This window comes from Janthinobacterium sp. BCJ23 (genome assembly GCF_059617945.1).
Genome location: NZ_JCAQAW010000001.1, coordinates 581886 through 601175 on the forward strand (window position 1 = coordinate 581886; position 19290 = coordinate 601175).

The 19290-nt window shown below is 64.8% G+C and carries 17 protein-coding genes; 6 read left to right on the top strand and 11 right to left on the bottom strand.

Annotation, left to right across the window (positions count from 1 at the left end; translation table 11 throughout):
- The first annotated feature begins 5 nt into the window (after positions 1-5).
- From AC54AG_RS02600 to AC54AG_RS02610, 3 genes are all read left to right on the top strand, one after another.
- The gene (locus AC54AG_RS02600; protein WP_496629424.1) at positions 6-1172 is read left to right on the top strand and encodes an efflux RND transporter periplasmic adaptor subunit; all 1167 of its coding nucleotides are present in this window, start codon (positions 6-8) and stop codon (positions 1170-1172) included.
- A 9-nt stretch (positions 1173-1181) separates the two neighbouring features.
- On the top strand, positions 1182-4298 hold the full coding sequence (locus tag AC54AG_RS02605; RefSeq protein WP_496629425.1) for an efflux RND transporter permease subunit: 3117 nt from the start codon (positions 1182-1184) through the stop codon (positions 4296-4298).
- A gap of 131 nt (positions 4299-4429) precedes the next feature.
- A complete protein-coding gene (locus tag AC54AG_RS02610; RefSeq protein WP_034747205.1) occupies positions 4430-5407 on the top strand; it encodes a hypothetical protein in 978 nt (325 codons plus the stop codon).
- Between the two features lie 39 nt (positions 5408-5446).
- On the opposite strand, the gene AC54AG_RS02615 is transcribed toward AC54AG_RS02610, so the two are convergent.
- From AC54AG_RS02615 to AC54AG_RS02655, 9 genes are all read right to left on the bottom strand, one after another.
- Positions 5447-6187, bottom strand: a complete 741-nt coding sequence (locus AC54AG_RS02615) for a tetratricopeptide repeat protein (RefSeq protein WP_034747202.1) — start codon at positions 6185-6187, stop codon at positions 5447-5449.
- 91 nt (positions 6188-6278) lie between these two features.
- Complete coding sequence (locus AC54AG_RS02620) at positions 6279-7673, bottom strand: efflux transporter outer membrane subunit (RefSeq protein ID WP_034747199.1); 1395 nt, start codon at positions 7671-7673, stop codon at positions 6279-6281.
- Complete coding sequence (locus AC54AG_RS02625) at positions 7670-8851, bottom strand: HlyD family secretion protein (RefSeq protein WP_051990825.1); 1182 nt, start codon at positions 8849-8851, stop codon at positions 7670-7672. Before AC54AG_RS02625 ends, AC54AG_RS02620 begins: the two co-directional genes overlap by 4 nt.
- Entirely contained in the window at positions 8838-10532 is a 1695-nt protein-coding gene (locus tag AC54AG_RS02630) for an MFS transporter (RefSeq protein ID WP_034747197.1), read from the bottom strand. The genes AC54AG_RS02625 and AC54AG_RS02630 overlap by 14 nt, the downstream gene beginning before the upstream one ends.
- Before the next feature lie 197 nt (positions 10533-10729).
- Entirely contained in the window at positions 10730-13141 is a 2412-nt protein-coding gene (locus tag AC54AG_RS02635) for a catalase (protein ID WP_496629426.1), read from the bottom strand.
- Positions 13142-13393: 252 nt separating this feature from the next.
- Positions 13394-13747, bottom strand: a complete 354-nt coding sequence (locus AC54AG_RS02640) for an ElaB/YgaM/YqjD family protein (RefSeq protein ID WP_331776963.1) — start codon at positions 13745-13747, stop codon at positions 13394-13396.
- Between the two features lie 439 nt (positions 13748-14186).
- Positions 14187-14573 carry an efflux RND transporter permease subunit gene (locus AC54AG_RS02645; protein ID WP_331776964.1) on the bottom strand — a complete coding sequence of 129 codons (387 nt, stop codon included), beginning with the start codon at positions 14571-14573 and terminating at the stop codon, positions 14187-14189.
- A gap of 80 nt (positions 14574-14653) precedes the next feature.
- Positions 14654-14959: a hypothetical protein gene (locus AC54AG_RS02650; protein WP_331776965.1), complete on the bottom strand. Its 306-nt coding sequence runs from the start codon at positions 14957-14959 to the stop codon at positions 14654-14656.
- Between the two features lie 13 nt (positions 14960-14972).
- Positions 14973-15392 (bottom strand): DoxX family protein, encoded by a 420-nt coding sequence (locus AC54AG_RS02655; protein ID WP_496629427.1) that lies wholly within the window; start codon positions 15390-15392, stop codon positions 14973-14975.
- 187 nt (positions 15393-15579) lie between these two features.
- On the opposite strand from AC54AG_RS02655, the gene AC54AG_RS02660 reads away from it, so the two are divergent.
- From AC54AG_RS02660 to AC54AG_RS02670, 3 genes are all read left to right on the top strand, one after another.
- On the top strand, positions 15580-16557 hold the full coding sequence (locus AC54AG_RS02660; protein ID WP_496629428.1) for an alpha/beta fold hydrolase: 978 nt from the start codon (positions 15580-15582) through the stop codon (positions 16555-16557).
- A 163-nt stretch (positions 16558-16720) separates the two neighbouring features.
- On the top strand, positions 16721-17464 hold the full coding sequence (locus tag AC54AG_RS02665) for a sensor histidine kinase (protein WP_496629429.1): 744 nt from the start codon (positions 16721-16723) through the stop codon (positions 17462-17464).
- A gap of 14 nt (positions 17465-17478) precedes the next feature.
- Positions 17479-18120: a response regulator gene (locus AC54AG_RS02670; protein WP_319990820.1), complete on the top strand. Its 642-nt coding sequence runs from the start codon at positions 17479-17481 to the stop codon at positions 18118-18120.
- Positions 18121-18164: 44 nt separating this feature from the next.
- On the opposite strand, the gene AC54AG_RS02675 is transcribed toward AC54AG_RS02670, so the two are convergent.
- Together AC54AG_RS02675 and AC54AG_RS02680 are read right to left on the bottom strand one after the other, a co-directional pair.
- The gene (locus tag AC54AG_RS02675; protein WP_072455644.1) at positions 18165-18443 is read right to left on the bottom strand and encodes a XapX domain-containing protein; all 279 of its coding nucleotides are present in this window, start codon (positions 18441-18443) and stop codon (positions 18165-18167) included.
- A 73-nt stretch (positions 18444-18516) separates the two neighbouring features.
- Positions 18517-19203, bottom strand: coding sequence for a hydrolase (locus tag AC54AG_RS02680; RefSeq protein ID WP_034747885.1), 687 nt, complete (start codon positions 19201-19203; stop codon positions 18517-18519).
- Between the last annotated feature and the right edge of the window lie 87 nt (positions 19204-19290).

The following is a 19290-nucleotide window of genomic DNA, read 5'->3' on the forward strand; positions in this document are numbered from 1 at the left end:
ACAACATGAAAAAAATGACCTTGAAACCGATGGCGCTCGTCCTGGCCGCCCTTTGCGTGATGCTGGGTGCGGGCGTGGCCCTGTACTCCCCTTCCTCCATGGCGGCCGACGACGCCAAGGATAAAAACGCGGCGCAAAAACCGGCGCTCACCGTCACCACGGCCAAGCCGCAGACGGCCAGCCTGCCCATCAAGCTGAAGGCCAACGGCAACGTGGCCGCCTGGCAGGAAGCCGTCATCGGCAGCGAATCGAACGGCTTGCGTCTGACCGACGTGCGCGTGAACGTGGGCGACGTCGTGCGCGCCGGCCAGGTGCTGGCCGTGTTCTCGAACGACACGGTGAACGCCGACGTGGCGCAGGCCAAGGCAGCCGTGCTGGAAGCGCAAGCCAATGCGGCGGAAGCGGCCGCCAACGCGCAGCGCGCCCGCTCGCTGCAAAGCACGGGCGCCATCAGCGCGCAGCAGATCAGCCAGTACCTGACGGCCGAGCAGACGGCCAACGCGCGCATCGCGTCCGCCAAGGCGCAGCTGGCGTCGCAGCAGCTGCGCCTGAAATACACGCAGGTGGCGGCGCCTGACAGCGGCATCATCTCTTCGCGTTCGGCCACCGTCGGTTCCGTCGTGGGCGCCGGCACGGAACTGTTCCGCATGATCCGCCAGGGCCGCCTCGAATGGCGCGCCGAAGTGACGGCCACCGAGCTGCTGAATCTGAAACCAGGCACCCTGGCGCAAGTGAAGGCGGCCAACGGCAGCGTCTTGACAGGCAAGGTGCGCATGATCGCTCCTACCGTCGATCCGCAGACGCGTTCCGCCCTCGTGTACGTGGACCTGCCTGCCGGCACGGGCAGCAATGCGCCGTTCAAGGCCGGCATGTACGCCAGCGGCGAATTCGAACTCGGCACCTCGGGCGCGCTGACCGTGCCACAGCAGGCGATCGCCGTGCGCGATGGTTTCAGCTATGTCTTCCGCCTGAATCCCGACCAGCGGGTCAGCCAGATCAAGGTGCAGGCCGGACGGCGCCTGAGCGACCGCATTGAAATCCTTGGTGGCATCACGGCCGACACGACGATTGTCGTCAGCGGCGCAGGCTTCCTCAATGACGGCGACCTGGTACGCAATGTACAGGCTCCGCCAGCGGCCAAGGCTGCCGTAGCACCGGCCGCGAAAAAGTAAGGAGAGGCCATGAATTTTTCCTCCCTCTCGATCAAGAACCCGATCCCGGCCATCATGCTGTTCGCGCTGCTGACCCTGGCCGGCCTGCTGGCCTACAAGGCCAATCCGGTGCAGGATTTCCCCGACATCGAACTGCCCATCGTCACCGTCAGCGCCGTGCTGCCCGGCGCCGCGCCAGCCCAGCTGGAAACGGAAGTGGCGCGCAAGATCGAAGACTCCGTCGCCACCCTGCAAGGCGTGAAAAACATCTACACCAAGGTGCTCGATGGCGTCGTCACGGTGACCGTCGAATTCATCCTGGAAAAGCAGATCGCCGAAGCCGTCAACGATGTACGCGACGCGGTCGCGCGCGTCAAGGCGGACATGCCGGCCGAACTGCGCGACCCCACCGTCACCAAGGCTTCCACGGCCGGCAGGGTCGTGCTGACCTTTATCGCCACGGCGAAGCCGGGCGTGGACAACCCGCTCGACTCTCCCGACCTGTCCTGGTTCGTCGACAACACGGTGGCCAAGCGCCTGTTGACCGTGCCCGGCGTGGGTGCCGTCACCAGAGTCGGCGGCGTCTACCGCGAGATCCAAGTCGAACTCGACGAGGCGCGCATGGCCGCATTGAAAGTGTCGGCCCTCGACGTGTCGCGCCAGCTGCGCCTGGTGCAGCGCGAAGCGCCTGGCGGCAGGGGCGACATCAGCGGCGCCGAGCAGTCCGTGCGCACCATCGCCACAGTGAAAACGGCCGATGAATTGTCGCGCGTGGAAGTGCCGTTGCCGGACGGACGCCATGTGCGCCTGGACCAGGTCGCCACCGTGCGCGACACCATCGCCGAACCGCGCGCGCTGGCCGAGCAGGATGGCAAGACGGTCGTCGCCTTTGAAGTATTCCGCACCAAGGGTGCCAGCGAAGTGGCTGTCGCCAAGGGCGCGCGCGACGCCATCGCCGACCTGCAGAAGGAAAACCCGAACGTGGTGCTGCAGCAGTCGATCGACAATGCCTTCCCCGTCGAGGAAAACTTCGACGGCTCGATGGAGCTGCTGTACGAAGGCGCGTTGCTGGCCGTGCTGGTGGTGTGGTGGTTCCTGCGCGACTGGCGCGCCACCCTGGTGGCCGCCGCCGCCCTGCCCCTGTCCGTGATGCCCGCCTTCCTCGGCATCTACTGGTTCGGCTACACGCTCAATACCGTCACCCTGCTGTCGCTGGCCCTCGTCGTCGGCGTGCTGGTCGACGACGCCATCGTGGAAATCGAAAACATCGAGCGCCATCTGCGCATGGGCAAGTCGCCGATGGAAGCGGCCATGGAAGCGGCCGACGAGATCGGCATGGCGGTCATCGCCACCACCTTCGCGCTGGTGGCCGTGTTCCTGCCGACGGCCTTCATGAGCGGCATTCCCGGCCTGTTCTTCAAGCAGTTCGGCTGGACGGCCGTGCTGGCCGTGCTGGCGTCCCTGGTGGTGGCGCGGCTGCTCACGCCGATGATGGCGGCCTATATCCTGAAACCGCTGCCGCACAAGGAAGAGCAGGATGGCTGGCTGATGACGCGCTACCTGACGGTCATGCGCTGGTGCCTGAACCACCGCGGCATCACGGCCATCGCCGCGGCCCTGTTCTTTGTCGGCGCCATCGCGCTCGTGCCGCTGCTGCCGACTGGTTTCGTGCCGGCCGCCGACCGCGCGCAGACGCAGATCAACCTGGAATTGCCGCCCGGCTCCACCCTGGGCGAAACGCAGGCCGTGGCAGCCCTGGCGCGCGATGCGGCCATGCGTACGCCGGGTATCCAGGGCGTCTTCAGTTCAATAGGCGGCGGCTCCAGCGGCGACGCCTTCGCCCCCGGCGCGGCGGCCGAGGCGCGCCGCGCCGTGCTGACCCTGACCACCGTGCACCGCACGGAGCGCAAGGAATCGATGGCGGACCTGGAAACCCAGCTGCGCCAGAAGCTCGATACCATCCCCGGCGCCCGCTTCACGGTGGGACCGCCCGACACGGGCGTCAAGATGCAGCTGGTGCTGCGCTCGGAAGACCCGGTGGCGCTGATGGCCGCGGCGCAAAAGGTCGAGCGCGAACTGCGCGGCCTGAAAGGCATCGGCAACGTCAATTCCAGCGCCTCGCTGGTGCGCCCGGAAATCATCGTGCGTCCCGATTTCGCCAAGGCGGCCGACCTGGGCGTGACGGCGGCGGCCATCGGCGAGACCGTGCGCGTGGCCACGGCCGGCGACTACGACACGGACCTGACGAAAATGAACCTGCCCGAGCGGCAAGTGCCGATCCGCGTCAAGCTGCCCAACAGCGTGCGCGCAGACCTGGCAGCCATCGAGCGCCTGACCGTGCCCGGCAAGAATGGTCCCGTGCGCCTGGCGAACGTGGCCACGGTGACGATGGAAAGCGGCCCGGCGCAGATCGACCGCCTGAACCGCAGCCGCAACGTGACCCTCGACGTGGAACTCGGTTCGCGCACCCTGGGCGAACTGAATGAAGAGGCGCGCGCGCTGCCGTCGATGAAGAACTTGCCGCCATCCGTGAAGATCGCCGAACTGGGCGACGCGCAGGAGATGGCCTCGCTGTTCGCCAGCTTTGGCCTTGCCATGCTGATCGGCGTGCTGTGCATCTACTGCGTGCTGGTGCTGCTGTTCAAGGACTTCATGCAGCCGGTGACCATCCTGGCGGCGCTGCCGCTGTCGATCGGCGGCGCCTTCGTGGCGCTCCTGATTACGGGCAGCGCCCTGTCGATGCCCTCGATGATCGGCCTGATCATGCTGATGGGGATCGTCACCAAGAACTCGATCCTGCTGGTCGACTATGCGATCCTGGCGCGCCAGGCCGGCATGAACCGCTTCGATGCGCTGGTCGACGCCTGCCACAAGCGCAGCCGCCCCATCCTGATGACGACCATCGCCATGGGTGCCGGCATGATGCCGCTGGCGCTGGGCTGGGGCGCCGACCCCAGCTTCCGTTCGCCGATGGCCATTACCGTCATCGGCGGCCTGATCACGTCAACCCTGTTGAGCCTGCTGGTGGTGCCGGCCGTGTTCACCTACATCGACGATCTCGAGCACCTGCTCAAGCGCGGCATGGCGAAACTGCGCCGCCAGAAGGCGCCGCTGCGGCGCGATGACAAGGTGGCGCTGGAAAAATAAGCGCCACGGTCAATTGCAAAATCGCCCCCTGCGGGCAAGGAAACGAGGGACCGGCCGCCAGGCCGCGCTCCCTCGCTTTCATCTATCTGGCATACTGCGCCCATTCTCCATGAACGCAATCTGCCCTGCCTATGAATTACCGCACCCCGCTCGTCCTGCTGATGGCATCCGCGCTGCTCGGCGCCTGCTCGGACAAGACCGCCCCCGCCAGCGCCGACCTGGCAGCTGACGTGGTCACCGAAGTCCCCGCTGCCGCTGCCGCAGCAGACACCGCATCGGCCGAACACGTGCCGCCGCCATCCGCCACCGCACCGAGGACGGAAGCGATGAACACGCCCCAGGCGCGCGAGCGCGAAGTGGGCATGATGCGCGCCGTCTTCGGCAAGGACTACCGCAGCGACAGCGAAGATGCGCTGGCCGACCTGCCCGATCCCGATAACCACGTCGACAAGCTCAGTTACGTGGTCAGCGCCGTCAGCCACAAGCTGCTGCCCGATGGCAGCGCCATCCTGGTAGCGAATGCGGAAACGGCCAACACGGAAGGCACGGCCGAATCGGCGCATGCTTCGCCGGGACTGCTGAATGTCTTTTTCCTGGCGCCCAAGGGCCAGCCGGAAGACGGCCAGTGGCAAGTCGTGAAACGCCTGGAAAACATCGCCGCCCTGGGTTCGTCGGGGCAACTCGGCGAAGTCCACTGGGTCATGCTGGGCGCGAACAAGCCGGGACTGGCTATCCGCCATGGCTATACGGGCCAGGGCTACACCATCACGCAACTGGCCCTGTTTGAAATCGGCGACGGCAAGGTCACCTCACTCGATGGCGCCATCGACCTGTATTCGGACAATATGGGCGCCTGCGGGCCTGAGACGGACGAGTGCTGGATGGTCAAGGGGAACTGGCGCTTCGCGCCGGCGCGCAATGGCGGCGCCTATGATGACTTGCTGATCGATTTCAAGGGCGCTTCCGAGAAGATCAAGCCCGGCGTCACGGTCAAGCCCGACGAAGACCCGCCGCGCATCGCCACGCCCCTGAACAACCACGCGCGCTACGGCTTCGATGGCAAGGGATATAAACTGATTGAAGGGAAGAACACGGTGCCGGGCGTCTAATGGGGTCAGACCCGCCGGGTCTGACCCCACGTAAGCCAGCTACTTGCGCGCCGCTTCCAGGCGCGCAAGTAGCGGCGCATACATGGCACGCGTATGGCTGCTCCAGCGGGCCATGGCGCTGTCGATATCGAGCAGCAGGCGTTCCGACAACACCTTGTCGCCCTGCCGCAGCGCCCAGATCGCGCACTCGGCACGGCACTCGAAGCTGTTGTAGCGCGTCAGCGCATCGTCGAATTCCGCTTTCGCTTCCACCTGGCGCCCGCTTTGCGCCAGCGCGCGCGCCGTCAGCAGGGACACCATCTCGGGACGGAAATGCATATCCGTGCGGCGGATGAATTCCAGGTGCGTCAGCGCTTCGGCGCCCCGTTCGCACTCCAGGTAGGCGCGCGCCGCACCGAGGCGAATTTCCAGGTCCGATGCGAACGCCCCCTGCAGGCAGGCTTCGTACGTCGATGCCGCTTCCTTTGCATTGCCCGCCTCGAGCTGCGCGCTGGCCAGGCGCATCTGGTTTTGCGCCGTCGGCGTGTACTCGAAGGCCGCTTTTGCCTCGCGCAATTCGCGGTTCGGATCGAGCACCTGCACGGCCACCGACGCGACCTTGCGCGCGCCTTGCGGCAGGCGCGAATTGGGCAGGTAGATGGCGAAGAAATACACCACGCTGCCCAGCAGCGGGAACATGAATAAAATGAGCAGCCAGTACAGCTGCTGCCCGTTGCGCACCACGTGGATCGCAAAAAATACCGCGATCAGGATGTGGATGCCTATGCCAAAAATCGTCATGCTGCGACCTCGTTCGTGATGGGAGCAGCCGGCACCATGCCGCCGCTTTCCCTGCTCAGAATATTACACTGGCCGCGCCGTGCACACGCGCCTATTGCGCCTTGGCCGACCAGCCGCCGCCCATGGCGCGGTACAGGTCGACCGAAGCGACGAGGATGCGCGTCTTCAGCTGCAACAGTCCCACGTCGGCACTGTACAGGGTGCGCTGGGCGTCGAGTTCTTCCAGGTAGGAGGCATAGCCGTTGCGGTAGCGGTTGTGCGCGATGCGCAAAGTGTCCGCCGCCGTGGCGCGGCGCGCATCGTTTTCCACGGCTTGCTGCCGCAGCCGGTAGATGGCGCCCAGGCTGTTCTCCGTTTCGGCGAAGGCATTGCGCACCACGTTTTCATATGTGTACACGAGCTGGTCGCGCTGGGCGCCGGCCGCATCCGTCTGCGCCTGCACGCGCCCGCCATCGAACAGGGGGCCGGCCGCCAGCGCCGTCAGGCGCCACAGGGCGGTCGGCGCATGCAGGAAATCGGTCAGGGTCGTGGCTTGCCCGCCGCCCACGGCCGTCAGCTTGAACGAAGGCAGCAGCTGGTCGCGCGTGGCGGCCAGGCTGGCGTTGGCGGCCGCCAGGTTGTGTTCCGCACGCGCGATGTCGGGCCGCCGGCGCAGCAATTCGGATGGCAGGCCGGCCGGCACGCCAGGCGCCGCCAGCTCGGCCAGCGGCAAGCCGCGCGCGATGGGGCCCGGATTGCCGCCGACGAGGATGGCCAGAGCGTTTTCCTGTTCGAAGATCTGCCGCTGCAGCTGCGGCACCTGTTCGGCCGCCGCATGGTATTCCGATTGCGCCTGCAGCCATTCCAGGCGCGAGCTGTAGCCCACCTCGAACTGCTTGCGCGCCAGCTCGCGCGACTGTTCCCGCAGCTGCAGGGTCGATTGCGTGAGCGCCAGCTGCGCGTCGAGCCCTCGCAGATTCAGGTAACTCGTCGCCACACTGGCGGCGATCGACAGGGCCGCCGCATCGAGGCTGGCCTGCTCGGCGCGGTAGCTCTCGCCGGCCGCATCGCTCAAGCTGGCCAGCCGGCCCCACACATCGATCTCATAACTGGCCTGCAGTTCCGCCTGGAAGACATTCGTCACATACGGCTTGCCGCTGGATGCCAGGGTGCGCGTACGCGTGGGCGAGCCGTCGAAGGCCAGGCTGGGTGCGCGGTTCGCATCGGCCTGCGCCAGGCGTGCGCGGTATTCCTGCACGCGGGCGCGCGCCACGCGCAAGTCGCCATTGCGCGCCAGCGCCTCGCCCACCAGGTCACTCAAGACCGGGTCGCCAAAGGCTTGCCACCACAACTGCTCGACATGGGCCTCAGTCGCAGCAGGTGCTCCGATAGCCTGCGCGCGCCAGCCGGATGGCAGCTGCAGTGCCGACGCAGGCTGCGGTGGCGCGTTGGCGGCGCAACCGGCCAGCGCCAGCGCGCCGGCCATCAGCAGGAAACGGCGCTTCATGGCTTGGCCTTCTTCGGCGGCGGTGGCGGCGCCGGATTGTCCGCCGAGTCGTTCAGCACGGCCGACGTATCGACGCTGACCACCACCGACATGCCGGGCACGAGGCGGCGCGCATTCGCCTGCCCCGGATCGATGCGGATGCGCACGGGAATGCGCTGGGCGATTTTAAGGTAGTTGCCCGTCGCGTTATCGGCCGGCAGCACGGAAAACTCGGAACCGGTGGCCGGCGAAATGCGCTCCACCTGGCCCGTCAGCACGGCGCCGTCGAGCGCGTCGACATGGAAGGTGGCGCTTTGCCCTTCCTGCACGCCGTTCATCTGCGTTTCCTTGAAATTGGCGATCACCCACATCTGGCGCGGCACCAGCGCCATCAGCTGCGCGCCCGAATTCACGTACGCGCCCTGGCGCACCGTCACCTGACCCAGTTGTCCATCGGATGGCGCCACGATGCGCGTGTTATCGAGGTCGATCTTGGCCGCCTTGACGGCCGCCTGCGCGTTCGCCACGGCCGCTTCCAGGGCCTGCTTGTTGACCACCACGCTATGCACGCTTTGCTGGGCGATGTCGAGATTGGCGCGCGCCTGCGCCAGCGCCGCCGCCATCTGCGCCTGCGTAGCGCGCGACTGGTCATGTTCGCGCTGCGACAATGAACCGTCGGCCACCAGCTGTTCCACGCGATTGAGGTCGGCGCTGGCCTTGCGCGCCTGCGCTTCCGCATTCGCCATCACGGCCTCGCTGACGGAAATGCCAGCCTGCGCGCTGGCCTTTTGCTGCGCCCAGTTCGACAGCGCCGCCTGCTGCGCGGCCAGCTGGGCCTGCGCCTGCTCGTAGCGCTGCTGGTAGATGCGGTCGTCGATACGCACCAGCAGCTGGCCTTCCTTGACGTCCATGAAATCCTGCACCGTCACTTCCACCACATAGCCCGACAGCTGCGTGCCGATGATGGTCACCTGTCCGCGCACGGTGGCGTTTTCCGTCGTCACGATGGGGCTCGTGAACGGCGGCAGACGCCATGCATACAGCACGATCAGCACGCCCACCAGGGCCACGGCGGCAAAGGCCAGCGCGGACAGCCACTGGTGGCGCCGGTCCGGCTGCGCCGTGGAAGTGGTTGGCGCCGGCGTGGTCGCGGCTGGGGGCGTTGTCGGTGCTGGCGGCGGAGTATTATTTTCTGTCATTGCTCGGTTCCGAATTGGTAATGGGGACGATGGCCATGGCCGTCTGCGCATCGCGCACGGGGCCGACCAGGCGGCGCGCGCCGGTGGTGATGCGGGTCCAGGACTGGCTGACCAGCATCCAGATCAGGGTGGCGATGGCAACGCCGGCGATCATCAAAAAAACGTCGTTATAGGCCAGCACATTGGCTTCGCGCGTGGCGACGGCGCCCAGGCGCGCCACGCCCTGGGCGCTGCGCAACGCAGGGTCCATCAGCACGCCGCCATAGCTTGCGGCGCCCGACTGCACGCGCGCCGCCACCTGCGGATCCAGCATACTCAGGTGCTCGACCAGGTAGCTGGAATGGTATTTTTCGCGCGCCGTCTGGATGGTGCCGACGATGGCCGCACCGAGCAGACCGCCCAGGTTCTGCGTCATGGTAAACATCACGGAAAAGCTCACGAGGTTGCGCGGTTCGGCGATCACGGCGCCCATGCCCGCCACCATCGTGGGACCGAGAAAATACGTGCCGCCAAAGGCCAGCAAGAACTGGCTTACATACATGTTGACGGGGCGCGTCTGGCTGGTGGCGTGCGCGTCGATCAGGGCGCCGGCAGCGATCAGCAGCAGCGCGAACATCAGCGAGCGGTTCAGGGTGGCCGGATTGATCGTCAGCGCGCTGACCACCAGGCCCGCCACGCTGCCCAGCAGCACCACGACGAACAGGTTCTGCATCTGGTCCGTGTTCAGGCCCAGCGCCTGCAGAAAGCCGACGGCGCCCGTCGATTCGGACAGCACGATGCGAAACAGCAGCACCGATAAAAACAGCTTGGCGATCTTGCCCGTCGTGAGCCAGCGCGTGTTAAGCAGCGGGCGCGCGCGGTTATGCTCGATGGCCAGCGAGGCGGCGATCAGCACGATGGAGCACGCCAGGCACACGCCCACCCACTCCGACTCCATCCACCACGCCGTGCGCCCCTGCGCCAGCACGGCGCACAGCAGCGCCACGCCGGGCGCGAACAGGATGAAGGTGAGGAAATCGAGCGGCTCGAACGTCTGCACCCGGTCGCCGGGCGGCAGCTTCAGGGCCAGCACGCAGCCCAGCGCCAGCAGGGCCAGTCCCAGTTCGAACAGGTACAAGCCGTGCCATTCGCCGATCTGCAGCAGTTCGGAAGTAAAAATGCGCGCCAGCGGCAAGGCCAATTGGGCAAAGCCCAGGCCCAGCACCACGCCCTTCAGACGGTGCCGCGCGGGGAACGCCTGCAAGGTGTAGTACAGGCCCAGCACCCCCAGCGCGCCGCCCACCATGCCATGCGCGGCGCGCACGGCGATCGCCGACGGCAAGGTATTGGCATACAAGTGGGCGAACGTCACCAGCGCATACAGCACCAGGAACGCTTCCGTAAACAGGCGCAGGCCGAACTGCTGGCGGAACTTCACCAGCAGCAGATTCATGGAAACGATCGTCATCACGTAGGCGGCCGGCAGCCACTGCATCTGGTAGGCATAGGCGGCCAGCGAACCTTGCAGGTTCAGCAAATTGGCCGTCACCAGGCCGTTGCCCAGTCCCCCCGTCAGCGCGACGATCAGGCCGACGATGAAATACGCGACACGCTTGGGCGTCGAATGTTCGGGCATCGATGGCGACCCGGGCAAGGTCGGGCGTTCGCCCGGCCCCCAGGTGCGAGGTGTGTACTTGTCCATGCGGTAATCGCGATCCGGTTTGCTGAAGCCGTTCCTTGCTGCTGTTATAGAAATAGTTGCAAATGAACAGTTCTAGTCAGCAGCATATCACCGCGGGACGTTTTTATTGTTTACATTGTTGCAGGGCGTTGCGCACGAAACGCAAACAGGGTATGCAGCGGGGCCGGCGGATCCGGCCCCTGTGCAGACGCAGTCACTCACACCCGCGGCGGATCCGTCTCGCGCGCAAACGCCCTGTGCGCGGCCAGCGCCTTCTTGAACGCAGCCACGGCTTTCGCTAGGTCGCCGGAAGGCGCGACGATGATGGCGGGATCGGGCTTGCCATCGGGCAGGGTCACCGGCACGCCAGCCTTGTCCAGCAGGTCCTTGCCCGCGCCTATGGCCAGCATCGGCTTGCAGTGGCGGTATTGCAGGCGCAGGAAGTCGAGCGCGTTGGCGTCGCTGCCCAGCTGCTGCACGGCGCCCTGGCCGTCCGGCACCACGACGGCGTCGAACAGCACGCCCGGCCCCGCTTCGAGCGAGATTTCCACGGCCAGCGGCACGCCGCCGCTGGTGTCGACTTTGCCAAGGTGGCTGCCCACCAGGCGCGGCGCGGCGCCGTCGGCCAGCAGCGAGGCATAGATATTGCGCACCTGCGCGCCATCGCTGCCCGGCCCCACGAGGATGGCCACGCGCCGGGTATGGATGCCCCTCTTGCCGGGGCGGAAAAAGAGCGACAGGGCTGGCGATGGCGGATACGTCGGCAGCGGCTGCAGCGAGGCGCGCGGCATGACGGGCGGCAGCGCCAGGCCCAGGCCATCGGCCAGGCGCTGCGCCAGGGTCTCGTCGACATTGCGCAGCATGGCGACGATGCGCTGGCGAATGGCCACCGTCTGCACCTTGCTCAGTTCAAAGCGGAACGCATGCACAATGTGCTCTTGTTCGATAGGCGTCTGGCTGATCCAGAACAGGCGCGCCTGGCCATAGTGCTCGGCGAATTTCTCGGGCTTGCCGCGCACCTTGTCGCCTTCGGCGGAGGCGGGGAAACTGTTGAAACCTTTCGCACCCGCCTGGAACGGACAGCCGCCCGCCAGCGAGTTCGGTTCATACGCGACCCGGCCCCGGTTGATGGCCTGGCGGTGCATGCCGTCGCGCTGGTTGTTGTGCACGGGCGCCAGCGGCGCATTGATGGGAATCTCGTGGAAATTCGGGCCGCCCAGGCGCGTCAGCTGGGTATCGACATAGGAATGGATGCGTCCCTGCAGCAGCGGATCGTTGCTGAAATCGATGCCGGGCACGATGTGCGCCGTACAGAACGCCACCTGCTCCGTCTCGGCAAAAAAATTGTCGGGATTGCGGTTCAAGACCATTTTCCCAACAGGGATGAGAGGGACGACTTCTTCGGGAATCAGCTTGGTCGGGTCGAGCACGTCGAAGGGAAACGCTTCCGCCTGCGCTTCCGTGAAGACCTGGAAGGAGAGCTCGTATTCCGGGTATTCTCCGCACTCGATGGCTTCCCACAGGTCGCGCCGGTGGAAATCGGAATCGGCACCGCTGATCTTGACGGCTTCGTCCCACACGAGCGAATGCGTACCGGCCATCGGCGACCAGTGGAATTTGCAGAACACGGACTGACCCTTGGCATTGACGAGGCGGAAGGTATGCACGCCGAAGCCCTGCATCATCCGATAACTGCGCGGGATGGCGCGGTCCGACATGACCCACATCAGCATGTGCGTGATTTCCGGCGACAGCGACGCAAAATCCCAGAAGGTGTCGTGCGCGCTGGCCGCCTGCGGCATGCCATGGTGCGGCTCGGGCTTGACGGCGTGGACCACGTCGGGGAATTTCATCGCATCCTGGATGAAGAAGACGGGGATGTTATTGCCGACCAAATCCCAGTTGCCCTCGTCCGTATAAAACTTCACGGCGAAGCCGCGCACATCGCGCGCCGTGTCGGTCGAACCGCGTTCGCCGGCCACCGTGGAAAAGCGCACGAAGACGGGCGTGCGCTTGCCCGCCTTGGCGAACGGCGCGGCGCGCGTCAGCTTGCTTTGTTCCTTGTAGCATTCGAAATAGCCATGGGCGGCCGAACCGCGCGCATGCACGACGCGCTCTGGGATGCGCTCATGGTCGAAATGCGTGAGCTTTTCACGCAGGATGAAATCTTCCATCAGGGTGGGGCCGCGCAAGCCCGCCTTCAAGGAATTCTGGTTGTCGCCCACGGGCACGCCCTGGTTCGTCGTCTGCACGCAGCCGCTATCGTCGGCACGGACGCCATCGAGCGAGGCGTTGCGCGCATTCTCGCCCAGCGCGGGCTGACCGCCGCCCGTCTTCGGAGACGCTGTCGTTTCGCCCGTGGTGCTGGCCGTGGCCAGCGGCTCGCCCGTTGCCACATGCACGCCTTCGACCGGCGTGCGCGCCGCGTCGCCATACTGGCCATCTTCCTTGGGATTGACGGCCATGGCGGCGGACAACTGCTGACTGGCGGCCGTCTTTTGCAGCAGCGCGCGGGTCACGTCATTGTCCGCGCCCAGGCTGTGCGGCGCATTGCTGTCGGATGGGCCGGACATGCTGCTCAATACGGAACCCGCACCGTCCGTGGACGGCGTTTTCTTGCTGGTAGCCATTACATCTCCTGTGAGTAGTTTGCCCCGGGAAGTAACGCTACAACTCCCTCATTCAGCGCACGAACAGGGCAATCAAAATAATGATGGGAATAGGTATGCCGATCAACCACAACAAAATGGAGCGCATCATCACTCTCCTTTACTGCTTGTTACACTGCTTGTTACTACCTTGTGCGCATGGGCGCCGGCCCACTCGCCATGACGGCGAAGGGAACAGCGCCCACGACAGTACCTTCCAGGAAGGCGCAGAACTTATTTACGCGAACCCAGCAGTTTCGACAGGCCATAACCGGCCGCGGCCGCAATCAGCAGGGATACGGCCGGACGTTCACGCACATAACCGCGGCCCGTTTCGCCGGCACGCTGGCAGGCGGCGCCCCATTGCTTGCCGCGCGCCATCAGGCGTTCGGAAGCCTTGTTGACGCTGTCGCTGACCTGGCCGAGGCGTTCACCGACCTGGTCCACGCTGTCATGGGCGCGCGTGGCCACCTTGTCGGCCAGGGGCTGGGCCTGGCCTGCCACCTTGTCGATGGTGCGGTGCAAGTCCTGGCGGGTATCCTGGGCGTTGCCATTCATATCGGAGCTGGTTTTTTCAATCGCGTTCATGATGGTTTCCTTTAACAGTGAATAATTTCAACCATGCTCGATGCCGTGACCGAATCATGATTCTCCTCGCTTCGGGGAAAAAGAAGCGGCTAAACGCTGCCGGGCTGAGCCATATCAAACACGGGATCAGCAGCAAGCTGTTGGCACTACCTTAACTGCGTCCGCCCCACGCCACCGTGCGCTGCCACACGTTGAGGCGCAGACTTAAATGCCTGCCAGAAATAACAATCCCCGCCGGCCTGGTGGGGCGGGCGGGGATCGAGGTGCGTTTGGCAGGCCTGGCCGGCATCAGTCACCCGCACAGCGACGGCATCCAGCGAAGAAAGAAACCACCGCGCGAATGACGGCAGGCAGGTTAACGGTCCAGCAGGCGCCCCCGAAAATCACCGCTAGCAAAATTTTAAAAAATGGCGTTGACATTGATATAAACCCCTGCCAGTCAGGGTTGCAGGTGGGTGGCATCATGTATCAGACGAGGTGGTCGAAGCAAGACGGCTCGAGAAATGACGTGGATCCTGTCGCTAAAATTGAGCTGCTCAATTTGACGAATGACCCGCGTTAAATCCTGTTCGGATGTTCCGCCATCGAATTGAATTTCTATCTCAACGCTTCCATGGCTGGTGCTGGAATTGACTTGCACTACCCGCTCGAGCTTGTAAAAAGACTGTTCAAGCGGAGTCGTGATGAGAGTCATCAACTGCTCGGGCAAACTTTCGCTGATGTTGTACTGAACGGATACGACAGGGGCGTACGGCTGACTTGCGCCAGCGGCTGCTGCGACGGCAAAGAGCGCGGCAGCCATCAAAAAGAAGGATTTCGACGACACGGCACACCTCCCTCTTATCAAGATAAAAACCACACCATCTGCTCCTGGCAACCGGCAACGGTTACTTGCCAGGCAGGCTTTCAGGGAGTTTTTTGGTCGGTTTTCTTCCCTGGCCATATGGCCGCGCATATGCCACAAAACACGCCCACAAAGGCGGCACGGTGCCAGTCGAATGCATGCGTATCGCTCATCAGTCCTGTATAGATAAGACTGCCCGTTGAGGTCCCCAAAGCAGTGATAACAAATATTTTCATGGTTCGCCAACTTCCCTTCATTGAAATAAAGCCCGACGAAATGACAACGGCACCTGAATATTGTATCCAGATAAACGACATCGTGGCATTAAAAATAAGAAATTGTATTTTGACCATGGCACTGCTGCGCATGCCGTTACCTGATTCAAGCACGCAGGCGCAACCTCGCATCGAGTGAATAGCGTCCCGCGCCGCTGATGGCGATCGTGCCGAAGACGATGATCAGCAGCCAGCCGAACTGGCCGTCGGCGATGCTCCAGTCCGGGTGCACGAGCAGCATGGACACGCCCAGCAGGAACAGCAATGGCAGACAGGCCAGGCGCGTCAGCAAGCCGGCGGCGACCAGCAGCGGGCAGAGGATTTCCGCGAACAGGGCGCAGTACAGCGTGATGGCGCGGCCCAGGTGCAGCGGGTCGTCGATATGCGCCAGTTCATCGGAAAAATGCAGCAGCTTGGGCAGACCGTGCACGTGCAGCACCAACAGCGCGCCCGTCAGGCGCGCAAACAGCATACCCGCATCGGGTAAAAAGGGGCCGGCCAGCGCCGCCATCCAGTTTTTCTTCATGATCGCTCCAGTGGGAAAGCCAGTCGGCGCGGCGCGCCGCTGCCAGCCATCATAGGCAGGCGGACACCTGGGCGCGACTGGTCTTTTGGCAGAGGCGCCAGCGCGCGCGAAGGCCTAGACTGGCCGATGCCATCACTGGTCCAGGCCGTAACCGGCCTCCCTCCCCCATCCCCGAAGGAAATGCATCATGTCGAAGAAAATCGAAGCCGAAGAAGTCACTTCCCGCCGCAAGCTGCTCGTCAGCGTCGCCGGTGTCGCCGCCGGTGCGGGCCTGCTGGCCGCCGGTGGCGCCAGCGCCGCCGCCAAGCCTGCCGCTGCCACCACCGCACCGGGCAAGCTCACCGTCAACAGCGTCACCGTCAAGGACGGCACCGTCATCCACTTCAAGGACTGGGGCACGGGCACGCCCGTCGTCTTCAGCCACGGCTGGCCATTGCAGGGCGACGCCTGGGAAGACCAGATGATGTTCCTGGCCAGCCACGGCTACCGCGTGATCGCGCATGACCGCCGCGGCCACGGCCTGTCGAGCCAGCCATGGCAGGGCAACGACATGGATACCTACGCCGACGACCTGGCCACCCTGCTCGACGCGCTCGACATCAAGGGCGCGACCCTGGTCGGCCATTCGACGGGTGGTGGCGAAGTGGCCCGCTATATCGGCCGCCATGGCGAAAAACGCGTGGCCAAGGCCGTGCTGGTGGGCGCCGTGCCGCCGCAGATGGTCAAGTCGGACACCAATCCGGGCGGCTTGCCGATGTCGGTGTTTGACGGCATCCGCGCCGGCGTGCTGGCCGACCGTTCGCAATTCTTCAAGGACCTGACCGTGCCCTTCTTCGGCGCCAACCGTCCCGGCAACAAGGTATCGCAAGGCATGCGCGACACCTTCTGGCTGCAGGGCATGCAGTGCGGCATCAAGAACGCCTACGATTGCATCAAGCAATTTTCCGAGACGGACTTCACGGCCGACCTGAAGAAAATCTCCGTGCCGACCCTGGTGGTACACGGCGGCGACGACCAGATCGTGCCGATCGACTCTTCCGGCAAGGCTGCGGCCAAGCTCATCAAGAACGCCAAGCTGGTCATCTATGAAGGTGCGCCGCACGGCTTGCCGGCGACCCACAAGGACCGCCTGAACGAAGATTTGCTGGCCTTTATCAAGTCCTGATCGTTCTTCGCTCCCCGCACCGCCGGCCCGCCCGGCGGTGTTTATCGCCTCCGCCGCATAAAAAAACCGCCCGCCTCCCCCATTCGTATAACTGCCTTGCCTGACGGCGCGTGCATACTTGTTGCAATGCGGCATACGCCGCGACAGCGACAGGAGCACGGCGATGGCCAGCATGCATTATTTCCCTCAGAAGCAAGACGCCGGCCTGGCGCACGCGCAGCACATGGGCGGCATGGACGGCATGGGTGAATTTGCCGCATCGGTCGCGCACGAGGTGCGCCAGCCGCTGGCGGCTATTGCGCTCAATGCCGATGCCGCCTTGCGCTGGCTCGACCACGATCCGCCCCGCCTCGACGAGGCGCGCGCGGCGCTGGCCCTGGTCGCCAGCGCCGGCAGCCATGCCAGCGCCGTGCTGCGCAGCGTGCATGGCCTGGTCTGCAAGACGCCGGGCAGCCACGATCATTTTGTGGCCGACGACGCTGTGCAGGATCTGCTGCCGCTGTTGCGCGCGCCACTGCAACGCCACGCCATCCACCTGGAAACGCAACTGGCACCTGGCCGCCCGCTGCTGCACGCCGACCCGGTGCAATTCCGCCAAGTCCTCCTGAACCTGCTGATGAACGCCATCGAAGCCCTGCAGGGCGCCAGCGGCAGGCCGCGCACGGTGCTGCTGTCCTCGCGCCTCGATGGGGGCGTGCAGCATTTCAGCATCGCCGACAATGGCGCCGGCATCGCGCCGCAGGCAGCCGGCCGCCTGTACGACGCCCTGTATTCCAGCAAGCCGGACGGCATGGGCATGGGCCTGGCCATCTGCCGCCGCATCGTCGACGCGCATGGCGGCCGCCTGTGGCATGCGCCCGGCGCACCCCACGGCAGCGTCTTCCACTTTACCCTGCCAGCGTTATGAGGACAACCATGGACATGACCACGCCCCCGGCCGATCCGCCGATTACCCTCTTGATCGCCGACGACCACCCGCTGATCCTGGCCGGCCTGGCCTCGCTGATCGCATCACTGCCTGGACTGCGCCTGCTGGGCCAGGCCGGCACGGGCCTCGCCGCCGTGGAGCTGTACCGGGAGCTGCGGCCCGACGTGGTGCTGATGGATTTGAACATGCCGGAGATGCATGGCATCGAGGCGATCGAGCGCATCTGCGCGGACGACGCGCAAGCGAAGATCGTCATCCTCACCAGCTACCAGGGCGAGGACAGCGTGCACCGGGCCTTGCGCGCCGGCGCGCGCGGCTACCTGCTGAAGGATTCCGGCTTCCTGCAACTGACGCAGTGCATCCGCCAGGTGGCCGCCGGCAGACATTACCTGCCGCCGGAACTGGCGGCGCAGCAAGCCAGCCGCATTGACGCGAACCGCCTGTCGAAACGCGAACACGACATTCTGCTGCACCTGTCCGCAGGCAAGAGCAACAAGATGATCGCGCGCAGCGCCGGCATCGAGGTGGGCACCGTGAAATTTCACGTGAATAATATTTTGACCAAGCTCAACGTATCAAGCCGCACCGAGGCGGCCACGGTGGCCGCCCGGCGCGGCTTGCTGGGCGCGTTCTAGCTGCCGGGAACCGGGGTCAGACCCGCCGGGTCTGACCCCAGCATTTACGCTGCATCATCATCCAACTTTGCCGCGGCCTTGGCCAGCGTTGGCTTCGCTTCCACGCCGCTGATCTTCGGCACGCATTCACTGCGCAGCCACGATACCGTCACAGGCTCACCCGCCATCAGGCGCTTGACGCTGGGGACGATCTGTTCGCCGATCAGCATGCCCAGCAGGCCGATCAGGGCAATGGCTGGCGGCGCCGGCGAGCGCACCTGCAAGACGGCGTAGATGATGCCAACGAGCAAGCCCACGGCCAGCGAAATCACATATAACTTCATGGCGCATTCCTTTCGATGAAAAAAAACGCCGCGCGCGGTCAGGCGCGCGGCGCATGGCATAGCCGCGCGGCGATTACTTGGCCGGCACCGGCGCCAGGGTCGTGTGTTCGCCATGGATGCGCTGCGGCGCCTTGTGCACCATCGTGTAGGCGTAGTCGACGCCCATGCCGTAGGCGCCCGAGTGTTCGCGCACGATGGCCATGACGGCGTCATAGGTTGCCTTATGCGCCCAGTCGCGCTGCCATTCCAGCAGCACCTGCTGCCACGTTACCGGCACCACGCCTGCCTGGATCATGCGCTGCATGGCGTAGTCGTGCGCTTCCTTCGAGGTGCCGCCCGAGGCATCGGCCACCATGTAGATTTCGTAGTCGCCTTCGAGCATCGCGCACAGGGCGAAGCTGTTGTTGCACACTTCCGTCCACAGGCCCGACACGACGACTTTCTTCTTGCCGTTGGCGGCCAGCGCATCGCGCACCTTCTGGTCATCCCACGAATTCATCGAGCTGCGCTCGAGGATATCCTTGCCGGGGAAAACGTCGAGCAGTTCCGGATAGGTGTGGCCCGAGAAGCTTTCCGTTTCCACCGTGGTGATGATGGTGGGGATGTTGAACACCTTGGCGGCCTTGGCCAGGCCCACGGTATTGTTTTTCAGCGCCTGGCGGTCCATCGACTGCACGCCGAACGCCATTTGCGGCTGCTGGTCGATGAAGATGATCTGGCAATTGTCGGGGGTAAGGACTTCCAGTTTCGGATTGGTCATGATGTCATCCATGAAGGTTGGGGTTGAGTGGGTACTGCCGTGCATCGTATGCCTGGCGCCGCGCCCGCACCACTATCTAAATATAGG

Excerpts from the sequence above, each read along its gene's own strand:
- AC54AG_RS02625 (WP_051990825.1), bottom strand. The coding sequence starts at position 8,851 with ATGACAGAAAATAATACTCCGCCGCCAGCACCGACAACGCCCCCAGCC.
- AC54AG_RS02635 (WP_496629426.1), bottom strand. The coding sequence starts at position 13,141 with ATGGCTACCAGCAAGAAAACGCCGTCCACGGACGGTGCGGGTTCCGTA.
- AC54AG_RS02670 (WP_319990820.1), top strand. The coding sequence starts at position 17,479 with ATGACCACGCCCCCGGCCGATCCGCCGATTACCCTCTTGATCGCCGAC.
- AC54AG_RS02600 (WP_496629424.1), top strand. The coding sequence starts at position 6 with ATGAAAAAAATGACCTTGAAACCGATGGCGCTCGTCCTGGCCGCCCTT.
- AC54AG_RS02615 (WP_034747202.1), bottom strand. The coding sequence starts at position 6,187 with ATGACGATTTTTGGCATAGGCATCCACATCCTGATCGCGGTATTTTTT.
- AC54AG_RS02640 (WP_331776963.1), bottom strand. The coding sequence starts at position 13,747 with ATGAACGCGATTGAAAAAACCAGCTCCGATATGAATGGCAACGCCCAG.
- AC54AG_RS02630 (WP_034747197.1), bottom strand. The coding sequence starts at position 10,532 with ATGGACAAGTACACACCTCGCACCTGGGGGCCGGGCGAACGCCCGACC.
- AC54AG_RS02620 (WP_034747199.1), bottom strand. The coding sequence starts at position 7,673 with ATGAAGCGCCGTTTCCTGCTGATGGCCGGCGCGCTGGCGCTGGCCGGT.
- AC54AG_RS02650 (WP_331776965.1), bottom strand. The coding sequence starts at position 14,959 with ATGCGCAGCAGTGCCATGGTCAAAATACAATTTCTTATTTTTAATGCC.
- AC54AG_RS02675 (WP_072455644.1), bottom strand. The coding sequence starts at position 18,443 with ATGAAGTTATATGTGATTTCGCTGGCCGTGGGCTTGCTCGTTGGCATC.
- AC54AG_RS02605 (WP_496629425.1), top strand. The coding sequence starts at position 1,182 with ATGAATTTTTCCTCCCTCTCGATCAAGAACCCGATCCCGGCCATCATG.
- AC54AG_RS02655 (WP_496629427.1), bottom strand. The coding sequence starts at position 15,392 with ATGAAGAAAAACTGGATGGCGGCGCTGGCCGGCCCCTTTTTACCCGAT.
- AC54AG_RS02660 (WP_496629428.1), top strand. The coding sequence starts at position 15,580 with ATGTCGAAGAAAATCGAAGCCGAAGAAGTCACTTCCCGCCGCAAGCTG.
- AC54AG_RS02665 (WP_496629429.1), top strand. The coding sequence starts at position 16,721 with ATGGCCAGCATGCATTATTTCCCTCAGAAGCAAGACGCCGGCCTGGCG.
- AC54AG_RS02680 (WP_034747885.1), bottom strand. The coding sequence starts at position 19,203 with ATGACCAATCCGAAACTGGAAGTCCTTACCCCCGACAATTGCCAGATC.
- AC54AG_RS02610 (WP_034747205.1), top strand. The coding sequence starts at position 4,430 with ATGAATTACCGCACCCCGCTCGTCCTGCTGATGGCATCCGCGCTGCTC.